This is a genomic window from Halorubrum xinjiangense, from assembly GCF_049604745.1.
Taxonomy (GTDB): domain Archaea; phylum Halobacteriota; class Halobacteria; order Halobacteriales; family Haloferacaceae; genus Halorubrum; species Halorubrum xinjiangense_A.
On record NZ_CP187140.1, the window covers coordinates 2,266,936 to 2,287,407 of the forward strand.

General features: G+C 69.0%; 23 protein-coding genes. 13 read left to right on the plus strand and 10 right to left on the minus strand.

What is annotated here, in order from left to right:
* The first annotated feature begins 186 nt into the window (after positions 1 to 186).
* Together ACOZ35_RS12635 and ACOZ35_RS12640 are read left to right on the plus strand one after the other, a co-directional pair.
* Positions 187 to 615, plus strand: a complete 429-nt coding sequence (locus ACOZ35_RS12635; protein ID WP_006111505.1) for a 30S ribosomal protein S12 — start codon at positions 187 to 189, stop codon at positions 613 to 615.
* Positions 612 to 1,265 carry a 30S ribosomal protein S7 gene (locus tag ACOZ35_RS12640; protein WP_017341882.1) on the plus strand — a complete coding sequence of 218 codons (654 nt, stop codon included), beginning with the start codon at positions 612 to 614 and terminating at the stop codon, positions 1,263 to 1,265. Before ACOZ35_RS12635 ends, ACOZ35_RS12640 begins: the two co-directional genes overlap by 4 nt.
* Positions 1,266 to 1,940: 675 nt before the next feature.
* Here the strand turns inward: ACOZ35_RS12640 and ACOZ35_RS12645 are convergent.
* The gene (locus ACOZ35_RS12645) at positions 1,941 to 3,926 is read right to left on the minus strand and encodes an aconitate hydratase (RefSeq protein ID WP_424013908.1); all 1,986 of its coding nucleotides are present in this window, start codon (positions 3,924 to 3,926) and stop codon (positions 1,941 to 1,943) included.
* A 275-nt stretch (positions 3,927 to 4,201) separates the two neighbouring features.
* Here ACOZ35_RS12645 and ACOZ35_RS12650 point away from each other — a divergent pair, with 275 nt between their 5' ends.
* A complete protein-coding gene (locus tag ACOZ35_RS12650; protein ID WP_424013909.1) occupies positions 4,202 to 4,675 on the plus strand; it encodes a deoxyuridine 5'-triphosphate nucleotidohydrolase in 474 nt (157 codons plus the stop codon).
* A gap of 12 nt (positions 4,676 to 4,687) precedes the next feature.
* Here the strand turns inward: ACOZ35_RS12650 and ACOZ35_RS12655 are convergent, their stop codons facing one another.
* The 4 genes from ACOZ35_RS12655 to ACOZ35_RS12670 all read right to left on the minus strand — a co-directional run bounded on the left by ACOZ35_RS12655 (position 4,688) and on the right by ACOZ35_RS12670 (position 8,328).
* Positions 4,688 to 5,062 (minus strand): tautomerase family protein, encoded by a 375-nt coding sequence (locus ACOZ35_RS12655; RefSeq protein ID WP_424013910.1) that lies wholly within the window; start codon positions 5,060 to 5,062, stop codon positions 4,688 to 4,690.
* A gap of 375 nt (positions 5,063 to 5,437) precedes the next feature.
* Entirely contained in the window at positions 5,438 to 6,802 is a 1,365-nt protein-coding gene (locus tag ACOZ35_RS12660) for an LLM class flavin-dependent oxidoreductase (protein ID WP_424013911.1), read from the minus strand.
* Between the two features lie 127 nt (positions 6,803 to 6,929).
* Positions 6,930 to 7,337 carry a cyclic nucleotide-binding/CBS domain-containing protein gene (locus ACOZ35_RS12665; RefSeq protein ID WP_424013912.1) on the minus strand — a complete coding sequence of 136 codons (408 nt, stop codon included), beginning with the start codon at positions 7,335 to 7,337 and terminating at the stop codon, positions 6,930 to 6,932.
* Between the two features lie 34 nt (positions 7,338 to 7,371).
* Positions 7,372 to 8,328, minus strand: a complete 957-nt coding sequence (locus ACOZ35_RS12670) for a DUF5787 family protein (protein ID WP_424013913.1) — start codon at positions 8,326 to 8,328, stop codon at positions 7,372 to 7,374.
* 135 nt (positions 8,329 to 8,463) lie between these two features.
* Between ACOZ35_RS12670 and ACOZ35_RS12675 the strand changes: the two genes are divergently transcribed.
* The 4 genes from ACOZ35_RS12675 to ACOZ35_RS12690 all read left to right on the plus strand — a co-directional run bounded on the left by ACOZ35_RS12675 (position 8,464) and on the right by ACOZ35_RS12690 (position 11,259).
* Positions 8,464 to 8,847 (plus strand): hypothetical protein, encoded by a 384-nt coding sequence (locus ACOZ35_RS12675; protein WP_424013914.1) that lies wholly within the window; start codon positions 8,464 to 8,466, stop codon positions 8,845 to 8,847.
* On the plus strand, positions 8,844 to 9,491 hold the full coding sequence (locus tag ACOZ35_RS12680; RefSeq protein ID WP_424013915.1) for an NUDIX hydrolase: 648 nt from the start codon (positions 8,844 to 8,846) through the stop codon (positions 9,489 to 9,491). Before ACOZ35_RS12675 ends, ACOZ35_RS12680 begins: the two co-directional genes overlap by 4 nt.
* A gap of 110 nt (positions 9,492 to 9,601) precedes the next feature.
* Positions 9,602 to 10,441 carry an NAD+ synthase gene (locus tag ACOZ35_RS12685; protein ID WP_424013916.1) on the plus strand — a complete coding sequence of 280 codons (840 nt, stop codon included), beginning with the start codon at positions 9,602 to 9,604 and terminating at the stop codon, positions 10,439 to 10,441.
* Positions 10,442 to 10,872: 431 nt separating this feature from the next.
* Positions 10,873 to 11,259 carry a MarR family transcriptional regulator gene (locus ACOZ35_RS12690; protein WP_424013917.1) on the plus strand — a complete coding sequence of 129 codons (387 nt, stop codon included), beginning with the start codon at positions 10,873 to 10,875 and terminating at the stop codon, positions 11,257 to 11,259.
* 86 nt (positions 11,260 to 11,345) lie between these two features.
* On the opposite strand, the gene ACOZ35_RS12695 is transcribed toward ACOZ35_RS12690, so the two are convergent.
* The gene (locus tag ACOZ35_RS12695; RefSeq protein ID WP_424013918.1) at positions 11,346 to 12,446 is read right to left on the minus strand and encodes an anthranilate phosphoribosyltransferase; all 1,101 of its coding nucleotides are present in this window, start codon (positions 12,444 to 12,446) and stop codon (positions 11,346 to 11,348) included.
* A gap of 302 nt (positions 12,447 to 12,748) precedes the next feature.
* Between ACOZ35_RS12695 and ACOZ35_RS12700 the strand changes: the two genes are divergently transcribed.
* Together ACOZ35_RS12700 and ACOZ35_RS12705 are read left to right on the plus strand one after the other, a co-directional pair.
* Positions 12,749 to 12,907 carry a DUF7317 family protein gene (locus ACOZ35_RS12700; protein WP_424013919.1) on the plus strand — a complete coding sequence of 53 codons (159 nt, stop codon included), beginning with the start codon at positions 12,749 to 12,751 and terminating at the stop codon, positions 12,905 to 12,907.
* A gap of 204 nt (positions 12,908 to 13,111) precedes the next feature.
* Positions 13,112 to 14,191, plus strand: coding sequence for an Lrp/AsnC family transcriptional regulator (locus ACOZ35_RS12705; protein WP_424013920.1), 1,080 nt, complete (start codon positions 13,112 to 13,114; stop codon positions 14,189 to 14,191).
* A 60-nt stretch (positions 14,192 to 14,251) separates the two neighbouring features.
* Here the strand turns inward: ACOZ35_RS12705 and ACOZ35_RS12710 are convergent, their stop codons facing one another.
* From ACOZ35_RS12710 to ACOZ35_RS12720, 3 genes are all read right to left on the minus strand, one after another.
* On the minus strand, positions 14,252 to 15,022 hold the full coding sequence (locus tag ACOZ35_RS12710; protein WP_424013921.1) for a bacteriorhodopsin: 771 nt from the start codon (positions 15,020 to 15,022) through the stop codon (positions 14,252 to 14,254).
* A 1-nt stretch (position 15,023) separates the two neighbouring features.
* Positions 15,024 to 16,706 (minus strand): methyl-accepting chemotaxis protein, encoded by a 1,683-nt coding sequence (locus ACOZ35_RS12715; RefSeq protein ID WP_424013922.1) that lies wholly within the window; start codon positions 16,704 to 16,706, stop codon positions 15,024 to 15,026.
* A 132-nt stretch (positions 16,707 to 16,838) separates the two neighbouring features.
* Positions 16,839 to 17,393, minus strand: coding sequence for a DoxX family protein (locus tag ACOZ35_RS12720; RefSeq protein ID WP_424016068.1), 555 nt, complete (start codon positions 17,391 to 17,393; stop codon positions 16,839 to 16,841).
* A gap of 151 nt (positions 17,394 to 17,544) precedes the next feature.
* On the opposite strand from ACOZ35_RS12720, the gene ACOZ35_RS12725 reads away from it, so the two are divergent.
* From ACOZ35_RS12725 to ACOZ35_RS12735, 3 genes are all read left to right on the plus strand, one after another.
* Positions 17,545 to 18,351 (plus strand): aldo/keto reductase, encoded by an 807-nt coding sequence (locus ACOZ35_RS12725; RefSeq protein ID WP_424013923.1) that lies wholly within the window; start codon positions 17,545 to 17,547, stop codon positions 18,349 to 18,351.
* A gap of 73 nt (positions 18,352 to 18,424) precedes the next feature.
* Positions 18,425 to 18,640 carry a hypothetical protein gene (locus ACOZ35_RS12730; protein ID WP_424013924.1) on the plus strand — a complete coding sequence of 72 codons (216 nt, stop codon included), beginning with the start codon at positions 18,425 to 18,427 and terminating at the stop codon, positions 18,638 to 18,640.
* Positions 18,641 to 18,768: 128 nt separating this feature from the next.
* Entirely contained in the window at positions 18,769 to 19,185 is a 417-nt protein-coding gene (locus ACOZ35_RS12735) for a DUF5790 family protein (protein WP_424013925.1), read from the plus strand.
* Positions 19,186 to 19,208: 23 nt separating this feature from the next.
* Here the strand turns inward: ACOZ35_RS12735 and ACOZ35_RS12740 are convergent, their stop codons facing one another.
* A complete protein-coding gene (locus ACOZ35_RS12740; protein WP_424013926.1) occupies positions 19,209 to 19,967 on the minus strand; it encodes a creatininase family protein in 759 nt (252 codons plus the stop codon).
* Positions 19,968 to 20,090: 123 nt separating this feature from the next.
* Here ACOZ35_RS12740 and ACOZ35_RS12745 point away from each other — a divergent pair, with 123 nt between their 5' ends.
* Positions 20,091 to 20,429: a DUF5789 family protein gene (locus ACOZ35_RS12745; RefSeq protein ID WP_424013927.1), complete on the plus strand. Its 339-nt coding sequence runs from the start codon at positions 20,091 to 20,093 to the stop codon at positions 20,427 to 20,429.
* The last annotated feature ends 43 nt before the right edge of the window (positions 20,430 to 20,472 follow it).

Consider the following 20,472-nt stretch of genomic DNA (forward strand, 5'->3'; position numbering starts at 1 on the left):
CGGCCGAAACGACGGGCGCTCTCGTCGGCTTACCGGCTCAGCGGGAGCGAACGCCCGTCGTTTTTGACTGAGCCGATCCGTGAAACACTCTCAGATCCGTCGAGAGGGACCGCTCGGGGGATCTGAGGGCGTTTCGCGACGGAGAAAGACGACGCTTAAGTAGCTCCGTTCGGAAGTAGGCGTACGATGGCGAACGGCAAGTACGCGGCCCGTAAGCTCAAAAAGGACCGGCAGAAGCGCCGCTGGTCCGACTCCGAGTACGCTCGGCGCGAGCGCGGGCTCAAGACGAAGTCCGACCCCCTGGAAGGTGCCCCGCAGGCGCGCGGCATCGTCCTCGAGAAGGTCGGCATCGAGGCAAAGCAGCCGAACTCGGCGATCCGAAAGTGCGTTCGGGTTCAGCTCATCAAAAACGGGAAGCAGGTCACCGCGTTCTGTCCCGGTGACGGCGCGATCTCCTTCATCGACGAGCACGACGAGGTCACTATCGCCGGGATCGGCGGTGCGAAGGGTCGCGCGATGGGCGACCTCTCCGGCGTCAACTACAAAGTCGAGAAGGTCAACGGCGTGTCAATGATCGAACTGGTTCGCGGCAACGCGGAGAAGCCGGTCAGATGAGCGGCGAGGAGACCGAGGCGCCGTCTGAGGAGGACGTCGCCGCCGACGAGCCGGACCCGGACGCGCCCGCCTCCAGCGAGGCCGCCAACGAGAACGCCAAGCTGTTCGGCGTCTGGGACGTCACCGAGATCGCCTACGAGGACCCCTCGACGAAGCGCTACATGACCGTGACGCCCATCGCGCACACGATGGGCCGTCACGCGTCCAAGCAGTTCAAGAAAAGCGAGATCTCGCTGGTCGAGCGGCTGATCAACCGCCTGATGCAGACCGACGAGAACACGGGCAAGAAGCAGCAGGCGACGCGGATCGTCCGCGACGCCTTCGACATCGTCCACGAGCGGACCGAGGAGAACCCGGTCCAGGTCCTCGTGAGGGCCGTCGAGAACGCCGCGCCCCGCGAGGAGACCGTCCGCCTGAAGTACGGCGGCATCTCCGTCCCGAAGGCGGTCGACGTCGCGCCCCAGCGCCGCGTCGACCAGGCGCTGCTTTTCATCTCCGACGCCGTCGCCAGCGCGACGTATAAGTCGACGACCGCCGCCGCCGAGGCGCTCGCGAACGAACTCGTCGCCGCCGCCGACTACGACGTCGAGGGCTCCTACTCCATCTCGCAGAAGGAGGAGCGCGAGCGCGTCGCCGCCGCGGCCCGCTGACGCCGGTTCCGACGTCGGACCGACCGGACGCGTTTTCGCGGTTTTCCGTTTTGACCCACCCGCGGAGCTGTAGCGCTGGTCGGCGTCGGTGTGTGGATCGAGTGAGGGTGGCGAGCGATTAGAGGAATCGGTGTAGTACGTTGTGAGTGAGGCCGTTTATAAATCGGAGTGCGATGTTTCTGTCAGATATTTATAAGTTCTTGACGCTGCTGCGGTGAGGACCTCCAAAGCCCCAGCCGCCGAGGACGGTGTACCCTCGCTGTGCTCCTCACTCGGTCGCTTCGCTCCCTCATTCCGGTGCTTACGTCGGCTACACCGTCCTCGGCGGCTGCCCCTTTGAGTCCCACCCCGCACAGCACCGCAACCGCAGCCTCACACCTCCCCAGCCTCGTCGCTGGCGGCTATCGCCGCCAGCGACTCCCTCGCGGGCTGGCTCGCGGCCGCCGGTGGCGGCCGCTCGCAGGCGCGCCACCGCCTGCCACTTATAAGCGATCGTCGGTGTCGGTCGCGTCCGTTTAAATATCGAACCGCTGCCCCCGATCTGCGATACTCACTCCCGTAATCGATCACATCGGGATCGACGAAACTTCGCCGATCCACACAGCCGCCGCTGAAAGCGCGGACACGTCAAAAAATGCGGGAAATCGAGTTGCTGAGTCTCGCGGAACAGCGCGCTCAGTCGTCGGCCGGCGCCGCACCGGAGCCGCCGTCGGCGTGCTGCTGTTTGACCCACGAGAGCTTGCCGCCGGCCGCGAGGATGTCGCGCTCGCGCTCGGAGGCGTCGAGGTCGGCGGTGAACTCCCACTCGCCGTTGACGCTCACGGTGAACTCCTCCTGCCCGGAGCGGACGCCCGCGGGCACGTCGTCGACGATCTCGAGGTCGTCGCCCTGGTCGATCTTCTCGTACGTCTCCTCGTCGATCGCCAGCGGGACGATCCCGAAGTTGAAGAGGTTCGCCTTGTGGATGCGGGCGAAGCTCTGGGCGAAGACGGCCTCGATGCCGAGGTACATCGGACAGAGCGCGGCGTGTTCGCGCGAGGAGCCCTGGCCGTAGTTCTCGCCGGCCACGAGGACGCCGCCGTCGGCGGCGAGCGCGCGGTCGGCGAACGTGTCGTCGACGCGCGAGAGCGTGAACTCGGAGAGCTTCTCGATGTTCGAGCGGAACTTGAGAATGTCCGCCGTCGCCGGGATGATGTGGTCGGTGGTGATGTTATCCTCCATCTTGAGGAGGGCCTCACCGCCGTCCACGTCGATGTCGTCTTTCAGCGGCACGTCGCCGATGTTCGGGCCCTTGACGAGGCCGTCGTCGATCGCCTCGTCGGGCGAGATGATGTCCGAGTCGGACTCGCCCATGCCGGGGCCGTACTTCGTCCCCATCTCGAGGCCGGGCGCCTCGAGGTCGCCGAGCTCGTCCGCAAGGTCGCGCGGGTCGACGATCTCGCCGGTGATGGCCGCCGCGGTGGCGACCTCGGGCGAGCAGAGGAAGACGGAGTCGTCCTCGATGCCCGAGCGGCCCTCGAAGTTGCGGTTGAACGTGCGCAGCGAGACGGAGTCGGAGGCGGGCACGTGGCCGATACCGATACACGCGCCGCAGGTCGCCTCGGAGAAGTTGACGCCGGCCGCCATCATCTCCGCGGTCCAGCCCTCGCGGGCCAGCATCTCGGAGGCCTGCTTCGAGCCGGGCGCGACGATCATCTCGGTGCCCTTCGAGACCTCACGGCCCTCCAGCATCTTCGCGCTGGGGAGGATGTCCTCGTAGGCGCCGTTGGTACAGGAGCCGACGATGACCTGCTCGACGTCGGTGCCCTCGTACTCGCTGACGGGGGCGACGTTGTCGGGCATCGAGGGCGCGGCCACGAGCGGCTCGAGCTCGTTGAGGTCGACCTCGATCGTCTCCGCGTACTCCGCGTCGTCGTCGGGCTGGAGGTCGACGTACTCCTCTTCGCGGTCTTGGCGCGCGAGCCAGTCTTTCGTCTTCTCGTCGGTCGCGAAGATCGAGGAGGTGGCGCCGAGCTCGGTGCCGAGGTTTGTGATCGTGGTGCGCTCGGGGATCGTGAGCTTCTCGGCGCCGGGGCCGGTGTACTCGAAGATCTTGCCGACGCCGCCCTTGACGGTCAGCTCGCCGAGCAGGTGGAGCGCGATGTCCTTGGCGGTCGCCCACTCGGGGAGCTCGCCTTCGAGGTGGACGTTGACGACCTCCGGCATCTCGACGTAGTAGGGGCCGCCGCCCATCGCGACGGCGATGTCGAGCCCGCCCGCGCCGATCGCGAGCTGGCCGAGCCCGCCGGGGGTCGGCGTGTGCGAGTCGGAGCCGAGCAGCGTCTTGCCGGGCGCCGCGAAGTTCTCCTTGTGGACCTGGTGGCAGATCCCGTTCCCGGGCCGGGAGAAGTACGCGCCGTACGTGCCGGCCGCGGAGCGGAGGAAGCGGTGGTCGTCGGTGTTCTTGAAGTCGAACTGATACGTCTGGTGGTCGCAGTACTGCGCGGCCAGCTCCGTCTGGACCTCGTCCAGATCGAGTGCCTCGAACTGGAGCCACACCATCGTCCCCGTCGTGTCCTGCGTCAGCACCTGGTCGATCTCGATGCCGATCTCCTCGCCGGGCGTCAGCTCGCCCTCGACGAGATGCTCATCGAGGATCTTCTCCGTAATCGTCTGTCCCATATCACCCGAAGATGGCTCTCCCGTGGATATAAAACCCGCGAGTTTCCCGAAGATCGACCGTGTTAGATCCTCCGCTCCGGCAACATTCACGGCTATCTGTGCGTGGTACCACGCACCGTGAAACACCTAGCCCTGCGGAGTATTATAGGACATTAAACGCCTGAAACGCCCGAAATTGGGGGCCTCAACGGTCGCGGCAAAACCGGCCGATTCGCCCCTCCTCGTCGCGCGACGCGTGCGACACCGTTTTGGCTCGCCCGCGGTTCCGGACGCGCATGTACGACTCGGGAGCCGCGGTCGCGGCGGCGCTGGAGGCGGCCGGCGCCGACCTCGACGACGCGCAGCGACAGCCGAACGGCGTCGACCTCACCGTCGACGCGGTGTTCGCACAGACCGAACCGGGCCGGCTCGGGCGCGATGGGAAACGCGTGGGCGAGCGGCGGGAGCTGGAGCCCCGCGGCGACTGCTACCGGCTCGAACGCGGGAGCTACGTCGTCCGCTACGGCGAGCCGGTGCGAATTCCGGAGGAGCGGATCGGGTTCGTCCTCCCGCGCTCGACGCTGCTGCGGAACGCCTGTACCCTCGACACCGCGGTGTGGGACGCGGGCTACGAGGGGGTCGGCGAGGGGCGACTCGACGTGGGCCACCCGATCGAGATCGAGCCGGGCGCACGGATCGCGCAGCTTGTCCTCGCCGAGGCCGACCACGAGGGGACGTACGACGGCGCGTACCAAGAGGAGAACCTCTGAGCGGAGTCCGAACTACCTTTCTTCCCAGTCGCCGCCGACGCGGTCGATCCCCATCATGTCCTCGCCGGCGTGTTCCGTGAACACGACCTTGCAGTTCGGCTCGGGGACGCCGAACGCCTCGACCGCCCGCTCCATCACCGCCAGCGCGAACGCGCGCTTGTACTCGAAGGGCCGGCCCTCGCGGATCTCGGCGTCCAAGAAGAGGAGCGGCCCCTCGACCGCCCGCCCGATCGCCATCGCGGACGGCTCGTGTTCCGCGATCGTCACGGCGACGTGGCCGGCGCTCGTCTCCATCTCCTCGGTGTACCGATCGGTGACGAACGCGACGAACGCCTCGCGCTCGGCGGGCGACAGCGACAGCGTCGTCGCGAACTGTAAGAGCGGCATACTCACGACTCGAACGGAAGCGACTTCGCCCTGTCGGCGGTCGTCGGTGGTGGTTGCCGGTCGTCCGAGGCGCGTCCGCGCGGAACGGTCGTTGCCCGCGGCTGCGCGAGCGACTCGCTCGGTGAGTAAAGGAACGAACGGCACGCCCGTGCCGGGAAAAGGTGGCACGGGCGTGTCGTTCTGTAGGTCCCCGCTGACGCTTCGGCCCTCCAAGCGAAGCGTCACCTGAAACAAGCGGTGGTAGATACTTAAGCGTGCCGGGGGCGGCAGCGTTGTCGTATTAGTTAGCGGCAATTCGTTCACAACAGCTCGCTAATACGAGCCGCGAAACCGAATGACTGCGTCGGTTTCAGACGGCGAAGGCGGCCGCGCGCGCTACTGCCGGGCGGGGTGGTCCGCGCGGAGCCCCGTCTGCCCTTCGCCGCGGAGCCGTTCGCGGAGCGTCTCGCCCGGGGGCTCGGCGTCGGCCGGAGGGACGAGGCCGCGCTCGCGAAGCTCCGGGACGACGAGGTCGACGAAGTCGACGAGCGAGTCGGGGCGGACGACCTCCTTGACGTTGAACCCGTGGACGCCCACCTCCTCGTGCCAGTGCTGGAGCTCGTCGGCGACGTGTTCGGGGGTGCCGACGATCGTCGGCGAGGTGGTGCCGAGCCCGCAGAACTCCGCGACCTCGCGGACCGTCCACTCGCGGTCGGGCTGGGCCTTCGTGAACGCGTTCATCGTCCCCTGAATCGCGTCCGTCTCGATGTGTTCGACCTTCTGGTCGGGGTCGAGCTCGGAGAGGTCCATGTCGAGGAAGCCGGACAAAAGCGCGAGCGTCGCCTCGACGTCGACGTGCCGCTTGTACTCCTCGTACTTCGCCTCCGCGAGCGCCTGCGTCTCGCCGACGACCGGCACCACGCCGATGAAGAAGCGGAGGCTCTCGGGGTCGCGGCCGGCGTCGGCCGCGCGCGACTTCACGTCCGCCATGTACTCGATGACGCCCTCCTCTGTCGGCTGGCTGGCGAAGACGGCCTCGGCGTTGCGCGCGGCGAACGACCGTCCGTAGTCGGAGGAGCCGGCCTGGTAGACGACGGGGGTGCGCTGGGGCGACGGCTCGCAGCCGTGCGGCCCCGGCACCGAGAAGTGGTCGCCCTCGTGGTCGATGGCGTGGACCTTGTCGGGATCCGAGTACCGGCCGGCCTCGCGGTCGACCTCGACCGCGTCGTCCTCCCACGACTCCTCCCACAGCTTGTAGCAGACGTCGAGGAACTCGTCGGCGCGGTCGTAGCGCGTCTCCTTGTCCATCCGCTCCGAGAGTCCGAGGTTCTCGGCGGCCGACTCCAGGTAGGAGGTGACGACGTTGATCGCGATCCGGCCGTCGGTGAGGTGATCGAGCGTCGAGAACTCCCGCGCGAGCTGGTAGGGGTGGGTGTACGTCGTCGAGCGCGTCACCGCGAAGCCGAGGTCGTCGGTGACCTCCGCCATCGCGGGCACGACGAGCTGCGGGTCGTTCGCGGGGGTCTGGACCGCCTTCTCGACGGCCGTCTCGCGGTCGTCGCTGTACACGTCATAGACCCCGCGCACGTCCGCGAAGAACACGGCGTCGAACCCGCCCCGCTCGGCGGTGCGCGCGACCTCGGTCCAGTACTCGCGGTCGGCGTAGTCCGCCGACCGGTCCCCGGGGTAGCGCCACGACCCGGGCGAGACGTGCTCGACCGAGGACATGGTGAAGAGGTTGAGATGTAGGTGATCGGACACGGCCCTCGGTATGCGCTCCGGAGTAATACGGGCACAGGAAGTGGCGGGACTTGTCGCTGTCGCGGACGGACGCGGGGACGCCGCGGCAGCGGCGACCGCCGCCGCGACCGCTTCGATGCGGAACGCGCTACGCCGAGACGGACTCCGGCGAGGAGACGTACGCGGCAAAGTCGGAGGTGGTGATGATGCCGATGGGCGTCTCCCCGTCGACGACCGGCACGTGGTGGAACCCGTGTTCGAGCATCGTCGCCGCGACGGCCGCGACGTCGTCCTGCGCGCCTGCCGTGATCGGGTCCCGCGTCATGTACCGCTCGACCGTCGTCTCGGCCTTCGGCTGGCTCTTCGCGACGATGTCGACGAAGTCCGTCGAGGTTAGGATTCCGACGAGGTCGCCATCGTCGTCGACGACCAGCACCGAGCTGATGTCGTTCTCGAGCAGCACCGCGGCCGCGTCCTCGACCAGCGTGTCCGGCGTCACCGTGTGGAGGTCCGTCGACATCAGTCGCGCCACGAAGACGTCTTCGATCTCGTCCATACCTGAAACACCCGCCCTCGCCGTATAAGCGTTCTCACAGGTACCGCGAGAGCCCGGACTGGCGGCGCGGGCCGTCCCCCTCGGGGTTTGCGACCCACGCCGTCCGCTCGTCCCGAAGCCCCTCGCGGTCCGTTGCCGGCGGGTCGGCGGGCTCGAAGGCGGGACACCCGCTCCCGCACTCGCGGCCGGGGTCGACCACGCGGTCGAAGTGCGCGCAGCGCGGCCGGCCGTCGGCGGTCGCCTCGCCGTGCGCGCACGCCGGCGGCTCGGGACGCCACCCCTTCCCGTACGCGCGCTCGGCGATCCGCCGCCGCTTGCGGGCCTTCGCCTCGGGGGCGATCAGGGCGACGTCCGTCCGGGAGGGGCGCTCCGCGCGGATCTCGACGCCCGGCGCGTCCGGGTCGAGCGGGGTCGGCTCGCGGACCACCTCGCGCTCGCCAGTCTCGGGATCGAACCGCCAGACGCCGACCGCCTCCGGAATTCGGTTGAGGTGCGCGCGGGTGACGTAGGAGGCAGTCGCGAGGACCACCTCGTCGAAGAGGCCGAGCGCGGCGTCGTAGCGCAGCTGCGCTTCCAGGTCGCCCGGCGTCCCAAGATCGGGCTTGTTCTCGACGGCGACGAGGTCGCCGATCCAGTCCTCGGGGTAGCGCGCGGTCGCGCGCACGGCATCCCGTCCGTTCCGACGCTCGCGTTCGAGGTAGCCGACCTCGACCGCGCGCTCGACGACGGCAGCGGCACGGTCCGGCGGGAGGTCGAACGCGTCGGCGACAGGCACGGCCTCGCCGGGGCCGACGGCGGCCTCGATGGCGGGATCCGGGATGCGCTCGGCGCTGATCGCGGCGCGGTCGTCGAAGCCGGGCCCCGGCGACAAAAGGCAGACGTCGACGATGCGCGTCCCGGGCGTCTCGACGCCCGCGCCGAGCTGGCGAGCGACGACGCGGTCCGAGGATTCGACCGCGGCGCAAAGCGCCAGCTCGAACCGGTACTCCATGCGAGAGGATAGAACCCGGCGGGCTAAAGCGCGTCGTCCGCGACGGTCGCCGCCGAGTCCCGCTCTCGTTCGCCTCGGAGCTGTCGCCTCGCTGCCGGTCGAAACCGGTATTCCCCGCCGGCTCCAACTTCGACTATGCGCCGGGTCACCCGGAACGTCGTCATCGCCATCGCCCTGGTCGTCGTCGCGCTGCTCGCGCTCGGCGCGCTCCCAAGCTACCTCGGCAGCGGCGACCCCTACTACCTCACGGTCGAACCGATCGAGACGAACGACACCGCCGCCGACGTGAACAACGTCTCCGACCGGCGGTACCCGTACCTGATCGGCGCCATAGAGAGTTCGGACGGGCGCTCCGCGGGGTACCAGACCGGCCCGTACGGGATGAAGGAGTGGTTCACACACACGCCGTTCGACGAGGTGGACGCGCTCACCCGGCAGGTGCCGAACGCCTCGACGGAGACCGGCGTGCGGGTGCGCCGCGACGGCGAGGTGTACCACGCGGAGGTGGTCCGCCCGTGACCGATGAAAAACCGGACGCCGACGCGGGCGACCGACCTGACGATGCGGACGCGCCGGCCGCCGACCTCCGCGACCTCCCCGCGTTCGCCGACGGCCGCAACCACTCGCTGCCGGGCGAGCCGGAGTGGCCGGTGAAAGAGGTCGTCGTCGAGTACGACGAGGGGTGGTTCGTCGGCGGCTACGATCGCGTCGAGCAGCCCGACGGGACGGAGAAGAAGTACTACTGGGCGGAGCTGTCGCCGGCCACGGTGATCGTCGCGGTCGCGGACGACCGGGTGCTGTTCGTCGAGCAGTACCGGCCCACCGTGCGGAACACCCAGCTGGAGCTCCCCGCGGGGATCGTCGAGTCCGGCGAGTCCTACACCGAGGCGGGCGCGCGCGAACTCGCCGAGGAGACCGGCTTCGAGCCGTCGTCGACGTCGCTGCTCCAGGAGGTGTGGTGTTCGACGGGCGTGTTGCGCCACACGCGCGGCTACGTGTTCGCGGAGGGGCTGGAACCGGTCGACGTCGACCACGACAGCAACGAGTTCCTCGCCCCGCGTGCGGTCCCGGTCGACGAGGCGCTGGAGATAGCTCGAGAGCCGCCGACGAACGACGCGACGCTGGAGGGACTCCTCCTCGCCGAACGCGAGGGCCTGTTGTAGGCGCCCGCGGCGGCCCCCGCGGCCGCCGTGTCCGAGCCGGGAACCCGACGCGCGTCCAGTTCCCCGAGCCGACGGGGAGGTATTAGTCGCCTCGGTCCCTGCGTCTCCCCATGAGCCGGACCCCGGAACAGTCGGTGTTGCTGTCGGACGACCCCCCGCTCGACCTCCGCCTCTCGGACGAGGAGCTGGAGACTATCCGTGAGCGCATCGTTTCGTTCATCCGCGACGTCGTCGACGACGCGGGCGCGGAGGGCGCGGTCCTCGGCCTCTCGGGCGGGATCGACTCGACGCTCACCGCCCACCTCGCGGTCGAGGCGCTCGGCGAGAAGGGTCTCCACGGGATCACGATGCCCTCGTCAGTGAACGACCCGGACGTGATGAGCGACGCGGAGCGCGTCGCTCACGACCTCGGGATCGAGTACGACCTGGTCGAGATCCAGCCGATCGCGGAGGCCTTCTTCGACGCCTTCCCGGAGGCGGCCGACGACCGCACCGCCGCGGGCAACGTCTACGTCCGCACCCGCGCCGTGCTGAACTACTTCGTCGCCAACGCGGAGAATCGGGTCGTCCTCGGCACGGGTAACCGCGCCGAGGCGATGACCGGCTACTACACGAAGTACGGCGACCAGGCGGTTGACTGTAACCCCATCGGCAACCTCTACAAGCAGCAGGTGCGCCAGCTGGCCGCGCACGTCGGCGTCGACCGCGACCTCGTGATGCAGGAACCGACCGCCGGCATGTGGGAGGGCCAGACCGACGCCGAGGAGATGGGCCTCGACTACGACACCGTCGACGCCATCCTCGCCGTCCACGTCGACGGCGGCCTCTCGCGCGCGGCGACGGTCCGCGAGCTCGACGTGCCCGAGGAAGCCGTCGACCGCGTGGTCGACCTCTACGAGCGCAGCGCGCACAAGCGGGCGATGCCGCCGGCACCCGAACGCGATTTATAAAGAAGCGAGCGCGTCTCGACGAACACTTATAAAGGACTGATGCGGTGGCGCGTGCCGACGAACGCCCGAAGGGCGTGAGTCGCACGCGCGAGGGAGTCAGTCGCCCGAAGCGGAGCGAGGGCGACTGACGAGGCTGGGGAGGCGTGAGGCGCGGTGCTGTGCGGGGTGGGGACTCAAACGGGCAGCCGCGAGGCGGACGCAGGCGACGCAAGGACCGCAGGAACGAACGCAGTGAGTGACGAGGACCGCAGCGAGCGTGCGTCCGCCTCGCGGCTGGGGCTTTGGAAGTGTTCACCGCCGACCCGTTATTAGCCATTTATAAACGACCAGCTGGGATTTACGAGGGAGTTATCCACTCTTTCCTTGTCAGCCGGTTCGATCACGGTTGGCCGATACGATTTAATACAATTAGATACAATTCGATATACACGATGCCGATCTCGGCAGACGACTTCCAAACGATCGACGAGCAGGAGGCGACGGTGGACCTCGAACCGGACACGACGCAGGGGAAGATACACCGATTTCTGCTCGAAAACGCCGATCAGGCGTTCCGTCAGCGCGAGATCGTCGACGGCGTGGACGTCCCGAAGGGAAGCGTCGGACCCACCCTCAGCCGCCTCGAACGGCACGGACTCGTCAGCCACCGCGGTCGATACTGGAAAATCGCCGACGCAGAACACGCGACGGCGTCGGCGGCCCGGCTCGGCGCCGCCGCGGTCGATGCGCGAGACGGCGGCTTCTCCGACGAGGAGGTCGACGCGTGGATGGAGTCCGCGGTCGACCCCGTCGAGGGGCTCGACGACGAGGACGCGTAGATGGCGTCGCGAGCGCCCTGATCGCCTATCTCGATCCTCCGATCGAAGCCGACGATTAAAACGAGATGTCGTTGGAGCGACCCGTCTCAGAACTCCCGCATCGCTTCCAGCACGTCGTACGCGGAGCCGTCGTCGATGACTTCGCGGGCCGCGTCGAGGCCCTCCTCGATCGAATCCGCGTCCTCGCCCGCGTAGATCCGGAGCGCGGCGTTGACCGCGACCGCGTCCGCGAAGGCGCTGTCGCGCTCGCCGGCCAGCACCTCCTCGGTGATCTCCGCGGACTCGACCGCCACGTCGTCGACCGCGAGGTCGTCCTCTTCGAGGTCCATCCCGTACTCCGCGGTCTCGATCTCGAAGTCGTCGAAGGAGGCGCCCTCGCTGCCCGCGTCGTCCTCCTCGTCGCCGCCGTGAGCGTCCCACTCGGCGACCTTCGTGTAGCCGGGGCGCACGTCGTCGTACCCCTCCATGCCCTGGAACATCAGGACGCGGTCGAGGTCGTGGAACTCGCTTTCCACGAACGTATCGACCACCTTCTTCGCGAACGCGAGGTGGTAGAAGGAGCCGAGGTGGACGGAGGCACCGGCTGGGTTCGCCAGCGTCTCGACGGTGTTGACGAACGAGCGGACGCCCATCATGTCGCGCCGGTCGAACAGGTCGTCGATGGCGGGGTTGAACGCGGGCTGGTAGTAGAAGCCGAAGCCGGTCTCGTCGACCATGTCGGCGGAATCGGCGGGCGTCAGCTCGGTGTGGACGCCCAGCTCGTCGAGGACGTGCTTGTACGCGTCCTGCTTCTGCGTGGGGACGCGGTCCCCGGAGTGGACGACGACCGGGGTGCCCGCGGCGGCCGCGACGGCGCCCGCCGCGACGCCTAAGATTGCGGTCCGCCCCTTCCCGTCGTAGTTGGCGCCGCAGTCGACGGGGTCGACGTCGGGCTCCGCGTACTCGACGCGCTCGCACATCACGTCGACGTATGCGCCGAGCTCCTCGGGCGTGTTCCGCTTCCAGCGGTTCGCGAGCCAGAATGCCCCGAGCGTCGTCGGGTCGGGCTCGTCCGCGAGGATGCGCTCGAACGCCTCGGTCGCCTGCGCGCGCGTGAGGTCGTCGGCCGACTTGTGGCCGGAGCCGCAGACCTCGGTCATCAGCCGCTTGAGGGGCCAGTCGCCGAACTCCTGGGTCGCCTGAGCCATACGCGCCGTTCGGGTTCTCCGACGAAAAGTCCCCCGTTCGACTCCCGCGCACCGGGAACGAGTCGGGCCGGTGCCGGTCGCTCTACGCGCGACCGAGGCGACGCGCGCGAGCGGCGAGGCCGGGTGACAGCGTCGATCCCGCCGGATCCGTGGTACTCGTTCACAATCAATAACTCCACGAGCGTTCGTTTCTTAGCCAAAAGAAAACACAGTCCACTTGTTCTATTCTCTTTTGATTCTGTATCAGGTCGCAAACAGCGTTAGAGTTATATGTATGTCCATCTACTGGCTGATTGTACCCGATGACGTCCAAATCCGTCGCCACCGCGCTTACGCTGTATCGGTCCCGCACGCTGACGCTCGAACAGGCCGCGACCGTCGGCGGCTGCTCGACGGCGCAGTTGGAGAAGAGCGCCCGGGCGTTCGCGCCGACGCCGGGCGAGGCTCTCGCCGACGACTGATACCGGTCCCGCTGACGATCGACTCCCCACCGACGACCGATACCGGTCCCGCTGACGATCGACTCCCCACCGACGACCGATACCGGTCCCGCTGACGATCGACTCCCCACCGACGACCGATACCGGTCCCGCTGACGATCGACTCCCCGCTGACGACCGACGCCCTCCGAAACCCGTAGGTACGCGCGCCCCCTGATCACGCCAATGAGTCTGGACGCCGACTGGCGGGCCGACCTCGACGCGGTCGACGCGGCCCTCATCGACGAGTACCAGAGCGGCTTCCCCGTCGAGGAGCGCCCCTTCGAGCGGGTCGCCCGCGAGATCAGTGCCGAGACGGGAATCGACGTCGACGCCGACGCGGTCCTCGACCGCGTCCGCGACCTCCGTGAGCGCGGCGTGTTCCGGCGGTTCGGCGCCGTGCTCAACCCCCCGGTCATCGGCTCCTCGACGCTGGCGGCCGTGCGCGCCCCCGAGGACCGCTTCGACGAGGTCGCGGAGGTGATCAACGGCTATCGGCAGGTGAACCACAACTACCGCCGCGACCACGAGTGGAACCAGTGGTTCGTCGTCACCGCGGGCTCCCGCGAGACGCGCGACGAAATTCTCGCGGAGATCGAGGAACGCACCGGCTGCGAGGTGCTCGCCCTCCCGATGCTGACGGACTACTACATCGACCTGGAGTTCCCGGTCGTCAACGCGGACCGGTTCGCGAGGGAATCGCTTGACGAGACCGCGGTCTCCGCCACCCGCATCTCCGAGAACGCTCGCGGCGATCTGAGCCCCCTCGAAGCCGACCTCCTCTTGGCGATCCAGGACGGCTTCCCACTGTCGGCGACGCCCTACGCCGACGTGGCCGCGGAGATCGGCGACGGGGACGCCGGCGTCGCCCCGAGCGTCGACGACGTCCTCGCGGCGGTCGAGCGCCTGCTCGCGGACGGCTGCATCAAACGGATCGGCTGTATCGTCAACCACGTCGTCACCGGGTTCACGAACAACTGTATGGTGGTCTGGGACGTGCCCGACGACGAGCTCGACGAGCGCGGTGAGGCCGTCGGGAGCCTCCCGTACGTCACCCTCTGTTACCACCGCCCGCGCCGCCCCGACCAGGACTGGGAGTACAACCTGTTCACGATGATCCACGGCCGCGAGGCGGAGGCGGTCGACGCGAAGATCGACGAGCTGGCGGCCGACCACCTCCCGTTCGACCACGAGCGACTCTACTCGACCGAGACGCTGAAACAGACCGGCGCGCGCTACGAGGACCTCGTCGCGGACGGCGAGTAGAAGGAAAAAGCGGCGAGGAAACAGCGGCAGAAAAAGCCGAGAGGGAGAAACGACCGCGGCTCAGTCGTCGCCGAGGACGGTCGTCCGCTCCTCGGCGCTCGGGTCGGCGGCGACGAACTCGCCGTCCGCGTCGGGCCCGCTGTCGGCGCCGAGGCGGTCGAGCGCGTCGGCGCCCGCGACCGCGACGACGACGAATCCGACCTTCGAGACGATGTCGAGGTAGACGAACACGAGCATCTCCGTCGCGGGCGTCAGCAGGCCGAATCCGGTCGGCGCGAGCAGCCACACGACCGGGTACAGCGTCCACAGCACCACGGTGATGTTCCGGAGCGTGCCGAAGACCGCGCGGACCCGGTCGCCCTCCGCCGAGGCCGACCGCGGGAGCGAGACGAGGAGCCCGTAGACGAGCGCGACGTACGCGACCCCGGCGACGCCGAAGGCGACCCACGAGACCGTTCCGGTCGTCGCGGCGGCCGCGATACCGCCGGCGATGATCACCACGTCGACCCCGATCAGCCCGGCGAGCACGCGCCGGGACGGCCGCGCGAGCAGGCCGAGGTAGAGGAGCAGCAGCGGCGTCGTCAGGAGCCAGTCGACGTACCGGGCGATGTCGAGCTCTCCGGCCGACAGCGAGACGCTTCCGAACCCGAGCGCCATCAGGAGGTACGCGATCGCCGCGATACCGGTGACCCCGGCGAGCGTCGCGTAATAGATCGCGTGGGACTCCTCGGCCTCCGAAGACCGGGAGAACCACGCCCACAGCGGGGGAACCGTCCCGGCGCCCATCGCGAGGGCGCCGATCCACGCCCAGACGGCGGTGTCGACGAGCATCTCAGTTCACCTCCTCCCCGGCGAGCGCGTCGTCGCCGCCGTCGGCGCGCGAGAACTCGAACTCCGTCTCCTCGCCGCTCGCCGTCCCCCCGTCGGAGACCGCGGCAGCGCCGTCGCCCGCGGCGCCGCGGGCGGTGGAGCCGGGCACGGCGCCGAGGCCGTCGTCGGCCGCGAACTCGAAGTCGTCGACCGCGTCGCGCAGCGCGAGCGCGCGGTCGGAGAGCGACCCGGCCGCGGTCTCGACCGCCCCGAGGGTCTGTTCCTGTTCGTCGACCGCCCCGGTGACGTCGCCGGCCGCGCTGGCCGTCTGCGCGCTGATCGCGGAGACGTCCTCGACGTGGCCGACGACCGCGTCGACGGAGTCCGCCTGCGTCTCGGTCGCGCGGGTGATCTCGGTCATGCTCGTGTCCGTCCGCTCGGAGGCCTCTGCGAGGCGTTCGAGGGCGTCGATCGACGTCTCGACGGTGTCGACGCCGGCGGAGATCCGCTGTTCGGTGCGCGCCATCGCGTCGGCGCCCGTCTCCGCGCGCTCCTGGACGGAGTGGATCCGGGCTTCGATCTCGCTCGCCGACTTCTGGGTCTCCTCGGCCAGCGCCTTCACCTCCTCGGCGACGACCGCGAAGCCGGCGCCCTCGGCGCCGGAGCGGGCCGCCTCGATGGAGGCGTTCAGCGCGAGCAGGTTCGTCTGCTCGGCGATCTCCGAGATGGTGTCGACCACCTCGCCGATCTCCTCAACCTCCTCGGCGAGGGCCTCGACCTCTGCGGTCGTCTCCGCGGTCGTCTCCTCGACCGCGTCCATCTCCGCGAGCGCCTCCTCGGCGGCCTCACGGCCCTCCTCGCCGACCTCGGCCGCGTGTTCCGCGGTCTCCGCCACGTCGGTGACGGTGGAGGCGACCTCCTCGGCCGACGACGCGAGGTTCTCGGCCTCGTCGGTCGCCGCCTGTAGGTCGTCGCGCTGGGTGCGCGCCCCCTCGGCGATCTCCTCGACCGCCTCGCTCACGGTCCCGGTCGTCGCCCGCAGGTCCTCCGTGCGGTCGTCGACGGTCCCGGCCACGTCGGCGGTGTCCTCGGCGACGGTCGCGACGGACGCGACCGTCTCCTCCAGCTCGTCGGCCATCTCGTTGAACGCGACGCCGACGCGCGCCATCGCCTCGTTGTCGACGTCGGAGTCGACTCGCTGGGTCAGGTCGCCGTCGGCGAGCGCCCGCATCGCCGACTCGTACTCGGTCGCCTTCCGCTCGACCGTCTCGGCGCGCGTGTCGGCCTCCCGTCGCGCCTGCTCCGCCTCCTCGCGAGCCGCTTCCGCGTCGGCGATCTCAGAGCGCAGCGAGCCGCGCATCTCGTCGAACGCCCGGAACAGCCGCCCGATCTCGTCTGTTCGCCCCGTTTCCAGTCGCACGTCGAGGTCCCCCTCGGCCATCCGCTCGGCCTTGGCCGTGAGCTGTCGCAGGGAGATGACCGTGTTCGATCCGACGGTGACGCCGATGAGCGCGAGCCCGATCACCGTCAACAGCGTCATCCCGACGAGCCCGGAGCGCACCGCTGCGCCCGCGGCGCCCGCCTCCTCCGCGCGAAGGTAGACGATGACACCGTATGACACTGAGACCCCCATGACTCCGATCAGCGACAGCGCGAGCTTCGCGCCGTAACTCGATCGGATGCCGGAGGACGATCCCTCTTGCATGTGTACTGGATGCCAAGGATCGTATCGGGATAATAACTGCTCCCCGAATATTATCGGTGATAACTGCGATCGGCGCTGCGCCCGTTCAGCGCGCGGTTGGCGGTCGAATCGATCCGGGAGACCGACCCCGCCTCACCCAAGGAGGTACCGCGTCCACGGGTACCGCTCGACGAGGGGTTGTCCGCCGACGTCGTACTCCTCGACGAACGAGTCGAGCCCGAGGATCCGCCCGGCGCCGAAGGCGGCGACCGAGAGGAACACGAGCATGTACGCGAAGTCGCCGTTGATGTAGCCGTGCGAGATGTCCCAGTTGCCGAGGTAGAAGAGGAGCATCATGAACGCGCCCCAGAACGCGGCGAGCCGCGTGAGGAGGCCGACGATCACGCCGAGGCCGATGAGCACCTCGCCCCACGGCACCGCGACGTTCACAAAGTCGATGAACAGCGCGTTCTCGCCCATCGCGGCGAACAGACCGGCGGCCGGGCTACCGTTTGCGGCGGGCGCGTTCTGGAGGTACCCCACGGCGCTGAACTCGCCGCTGAGGACCTTGCTGAGGCCGCTCTGGAAGAACGCGAGGCCGATCATCAGCCGCAGCGCCAGGATGAACCAGACGCTGAGCGTGTGGAGCTTCCCCTCGACCGAAACGCCGCCGATCGTGCTTCGGAGCGCGACTTCTTTCATTGAGATACGTCTCCCGACACTCGGAGGTATCTTAAATAGGACGGCGGATTCTCGGGGCGCAGTCCGTATGGGGCCGATCTCGCGATCCGTTCGAGGTCGCTCCGGCAGTTCGGCGGCGACCGGTACGTTGAGGGCGTCGCCGTCCGCACGCGGGCACATGGCGAGCGCCTTCGACCGACTCGGATACGGGACGTACAAGCTGGCCGACGGCGAAGAGTGCGCGGCCGGCGTCGCGCACGCGATCGAGACCGGCTACCGCCACGTCGACACCGCACAGGGATACGACAACGAGGCGTCGGTCGGCGACGGGATCGATCGAAGCGACGTCGACCGCGAGGATCTGTTCGTCGCGACGAAGCTCTCGACGGACAACCTCTCGTACGACGACGCCGTCGAGACCGCGCGCGCCAGCCGCGACCGGCTCGGCGTCGACTCGATCGACCTGCTGTACGTCCACTGGCCGATCAACAGCTACGACCCCGCGGAGACGCTGCCCGCGCTCGACGACCTCGTCGACGACGGCGTGATAGACCGGATCGGGCTCTCGAACTTCCGGCCCGACCAGCTCGACGAGGCGATCGATCGGCTCGACCATGACGTGTTCGCTCACCAGGTCGAGTGTCACCCCTTGCTTCAACAGGACCGACTCCGCGAGTACGCCGTCGAGGACGACCACTGGCTCGTCGCCTACTCCCCGATCGCGCGCAACCGCGTCGCCGATGTCGACGTCCTCCGAGAGATCGCGGCGAGCCACGACGCGACGCCAGCGCAGGTGAGCCTCGCGTGGCTGCTCTCGAAGGACCGGGTCGCGCCGATCCCGAAGGCGGCCGACTTCGGGCACGTCGAGGAGAACTGGGCCGCCCGCGAGCTCAACCTGACCGACGACCAGATCGCCCGGATCGACGCCTTGGACCGCGACGAGCGGATCGTCGACTTCGAAGAGGCGTCGTGGAATCAAGGGTGATCTCCGGAGCGATCAATACCTGTATTGGGGCCTCATAGTCGGTTTAACGGGGCTTCCGGTCGAACGGCTAACCGTGCCGAATCCGAACTCCCAGACGGACGCCGGTCCAGCCCCCGACGCGGACCTCGGCCCCGAGAGCGAGTCCGCCTCCCGCGACGGCCCGACGCTTCTCGCGGCGACCCCCGACGCGGACGCGGTGTTCGATCAGCTCCGAACGCTCGCCGTCCTTGCCGGCTTTCTCGCCCTCCTCGTGACGCTGATCACGGTGGAGCTGCTCGTTCGGATCTGATCGACCGCTCTGCCGGACCGAAACTGAACGCGAGATCCGCCCGATCCGGCGACGGACCCGCCCTCACCGCCGGTTTCACTTTCGCTTTCGGGCGCGTTTTTAAAAGGTGCGGGCACGACGGTTCGGGTATGGGCCAGTCCACGTTCGACGACGACGACCTGTTCGGCGAGGCGGCCGAGGAGACCCGCGCGGAGGTCGAAGAGCACCTCGCGGCGGCGCGCGACCAGCTCCCCGACCCGGACGCGGTGTGGGAGACGGACGCGGACAACGTCCTCGGCGCGCTCAACGGGCTGAAGTCCGCGCTCGACGCCGGCGACGCGGTCGACAGCGTCCGCTCGGCGAAGAAGGCGTACGTCCTCGGCGAGCGCGCCGACGCCTTCGAGGACGCCGACGATTTAAAAGAGGAGATCGAGGAGCTGGAGTCGCTGGTCGGCGACATCGAGGACGCCGCCGAGGAGGTAGCCTCGCTCACCGGCACCGTTCCTGCGATCCGCGGGGCGCTCCAGGACGCAGCAGACGAGGACGAAGGCGACGACGAGGAGTAGCTCCCGCGCAGCGCTTCCTGTTTTTAAGCAGCGTCCCGGTCGACGACCGCCGCCGCAAGCTCCGCGAGCGCCGCGCTCGCGCGGTCGAGCAGCTCCGCGCCGCGCTCTGCGTCCCCCTCCCGCGGATCGCCGACGACGCCGTTGTCGGTGAACTCGTCGGAGTCGTGCGCGAGGTTCACCCCGGCGACCCACTCGCCCCACCGATCGGCGGCGCCCGCGCTCGCCTCGTCGACGCGTTCCTCCCGAACCAGCTCCGGATTCGTCGCGCGAAGCAGCGCGGTCTCCAGCGGGCCGGCGTGGCCCATGTCGCTCGCGTGGTCGCCGACCGCCTCGAACCAGGTGAACGCGACGCCGTACCCGTCGTGGTCCGGGTCGCGCGAGAACCGGCGGGCGACCTCCGCGAGCGCCTCGACGTTCCCACCGTGGCCGTTGACGAACACGACGCGGTCGACCCCGTGCGAGACCAGCGACTCGGCGGCCTCCCGGACGTACGCCCGGAACGTCTCCGGCGAGACCCACATCGTCCCGTCGAACGCGCGGTGTTCCTCGGCGACGCCGACCGGGATCGGCGGCGCGATCGCGACCTCCCCGCGGTCCGCTCGCTGCCCTTCGCCAACCCCCTCGTAGGCGTCGGCGGCCGCCTCCGCGACCGCGACGGCGTTCAGCGTGTCGGTGCCGAGCGGGGCATGCGGCCCGTGCTGTTCCGTGCTGCCGACCGGGAGGAACGCGACGTCGACGTCGGCGTCGCGCACGTCGGTCCAGGCGACCTCGCTGAGGCGCATACCGGGACCTCGGCGGCCGGCGTCGTATAGGCGGCGGTCACTGTCGACGCCGCGGCAGCCGAAGTCTGCCGCCGCTCGCGCCGCTCGCGGCGGTCAGCGTCGAGCGAACGCTCCCGGGGTATTATGGCCCTCCCCGTGGATCGCGACCGCATGAGCGGTGACAACGCGGAACACGACCCGGAGGCGCACGATCCGGCTCCCGCCGTGACGTTCGGTCCGCTGAAGCGGGCGCTCCGCGAGCACCGCTACCCGGTCACGGCGGCGGAGCTGATAGAGCAGTACGGCGCCGCGGTCGTGGAGACTCCGACGGCGACGGCGCGACTCGACAGCGTGCTCGAAGGCTGCGAGGAGACGCAGTTCCGGAACCCGTCGGAGGTCCGCGAGGCGGTCCTCGACGCGCTCGGCCACGCCGACGCGTCCCCGGAGTCGCCCGCGGACGAGTGGACCGAACTCCCGCGGTGACAGTCCGTCGAACGGGGCAGCGGGTCGATCGGTCGGCCCCGGT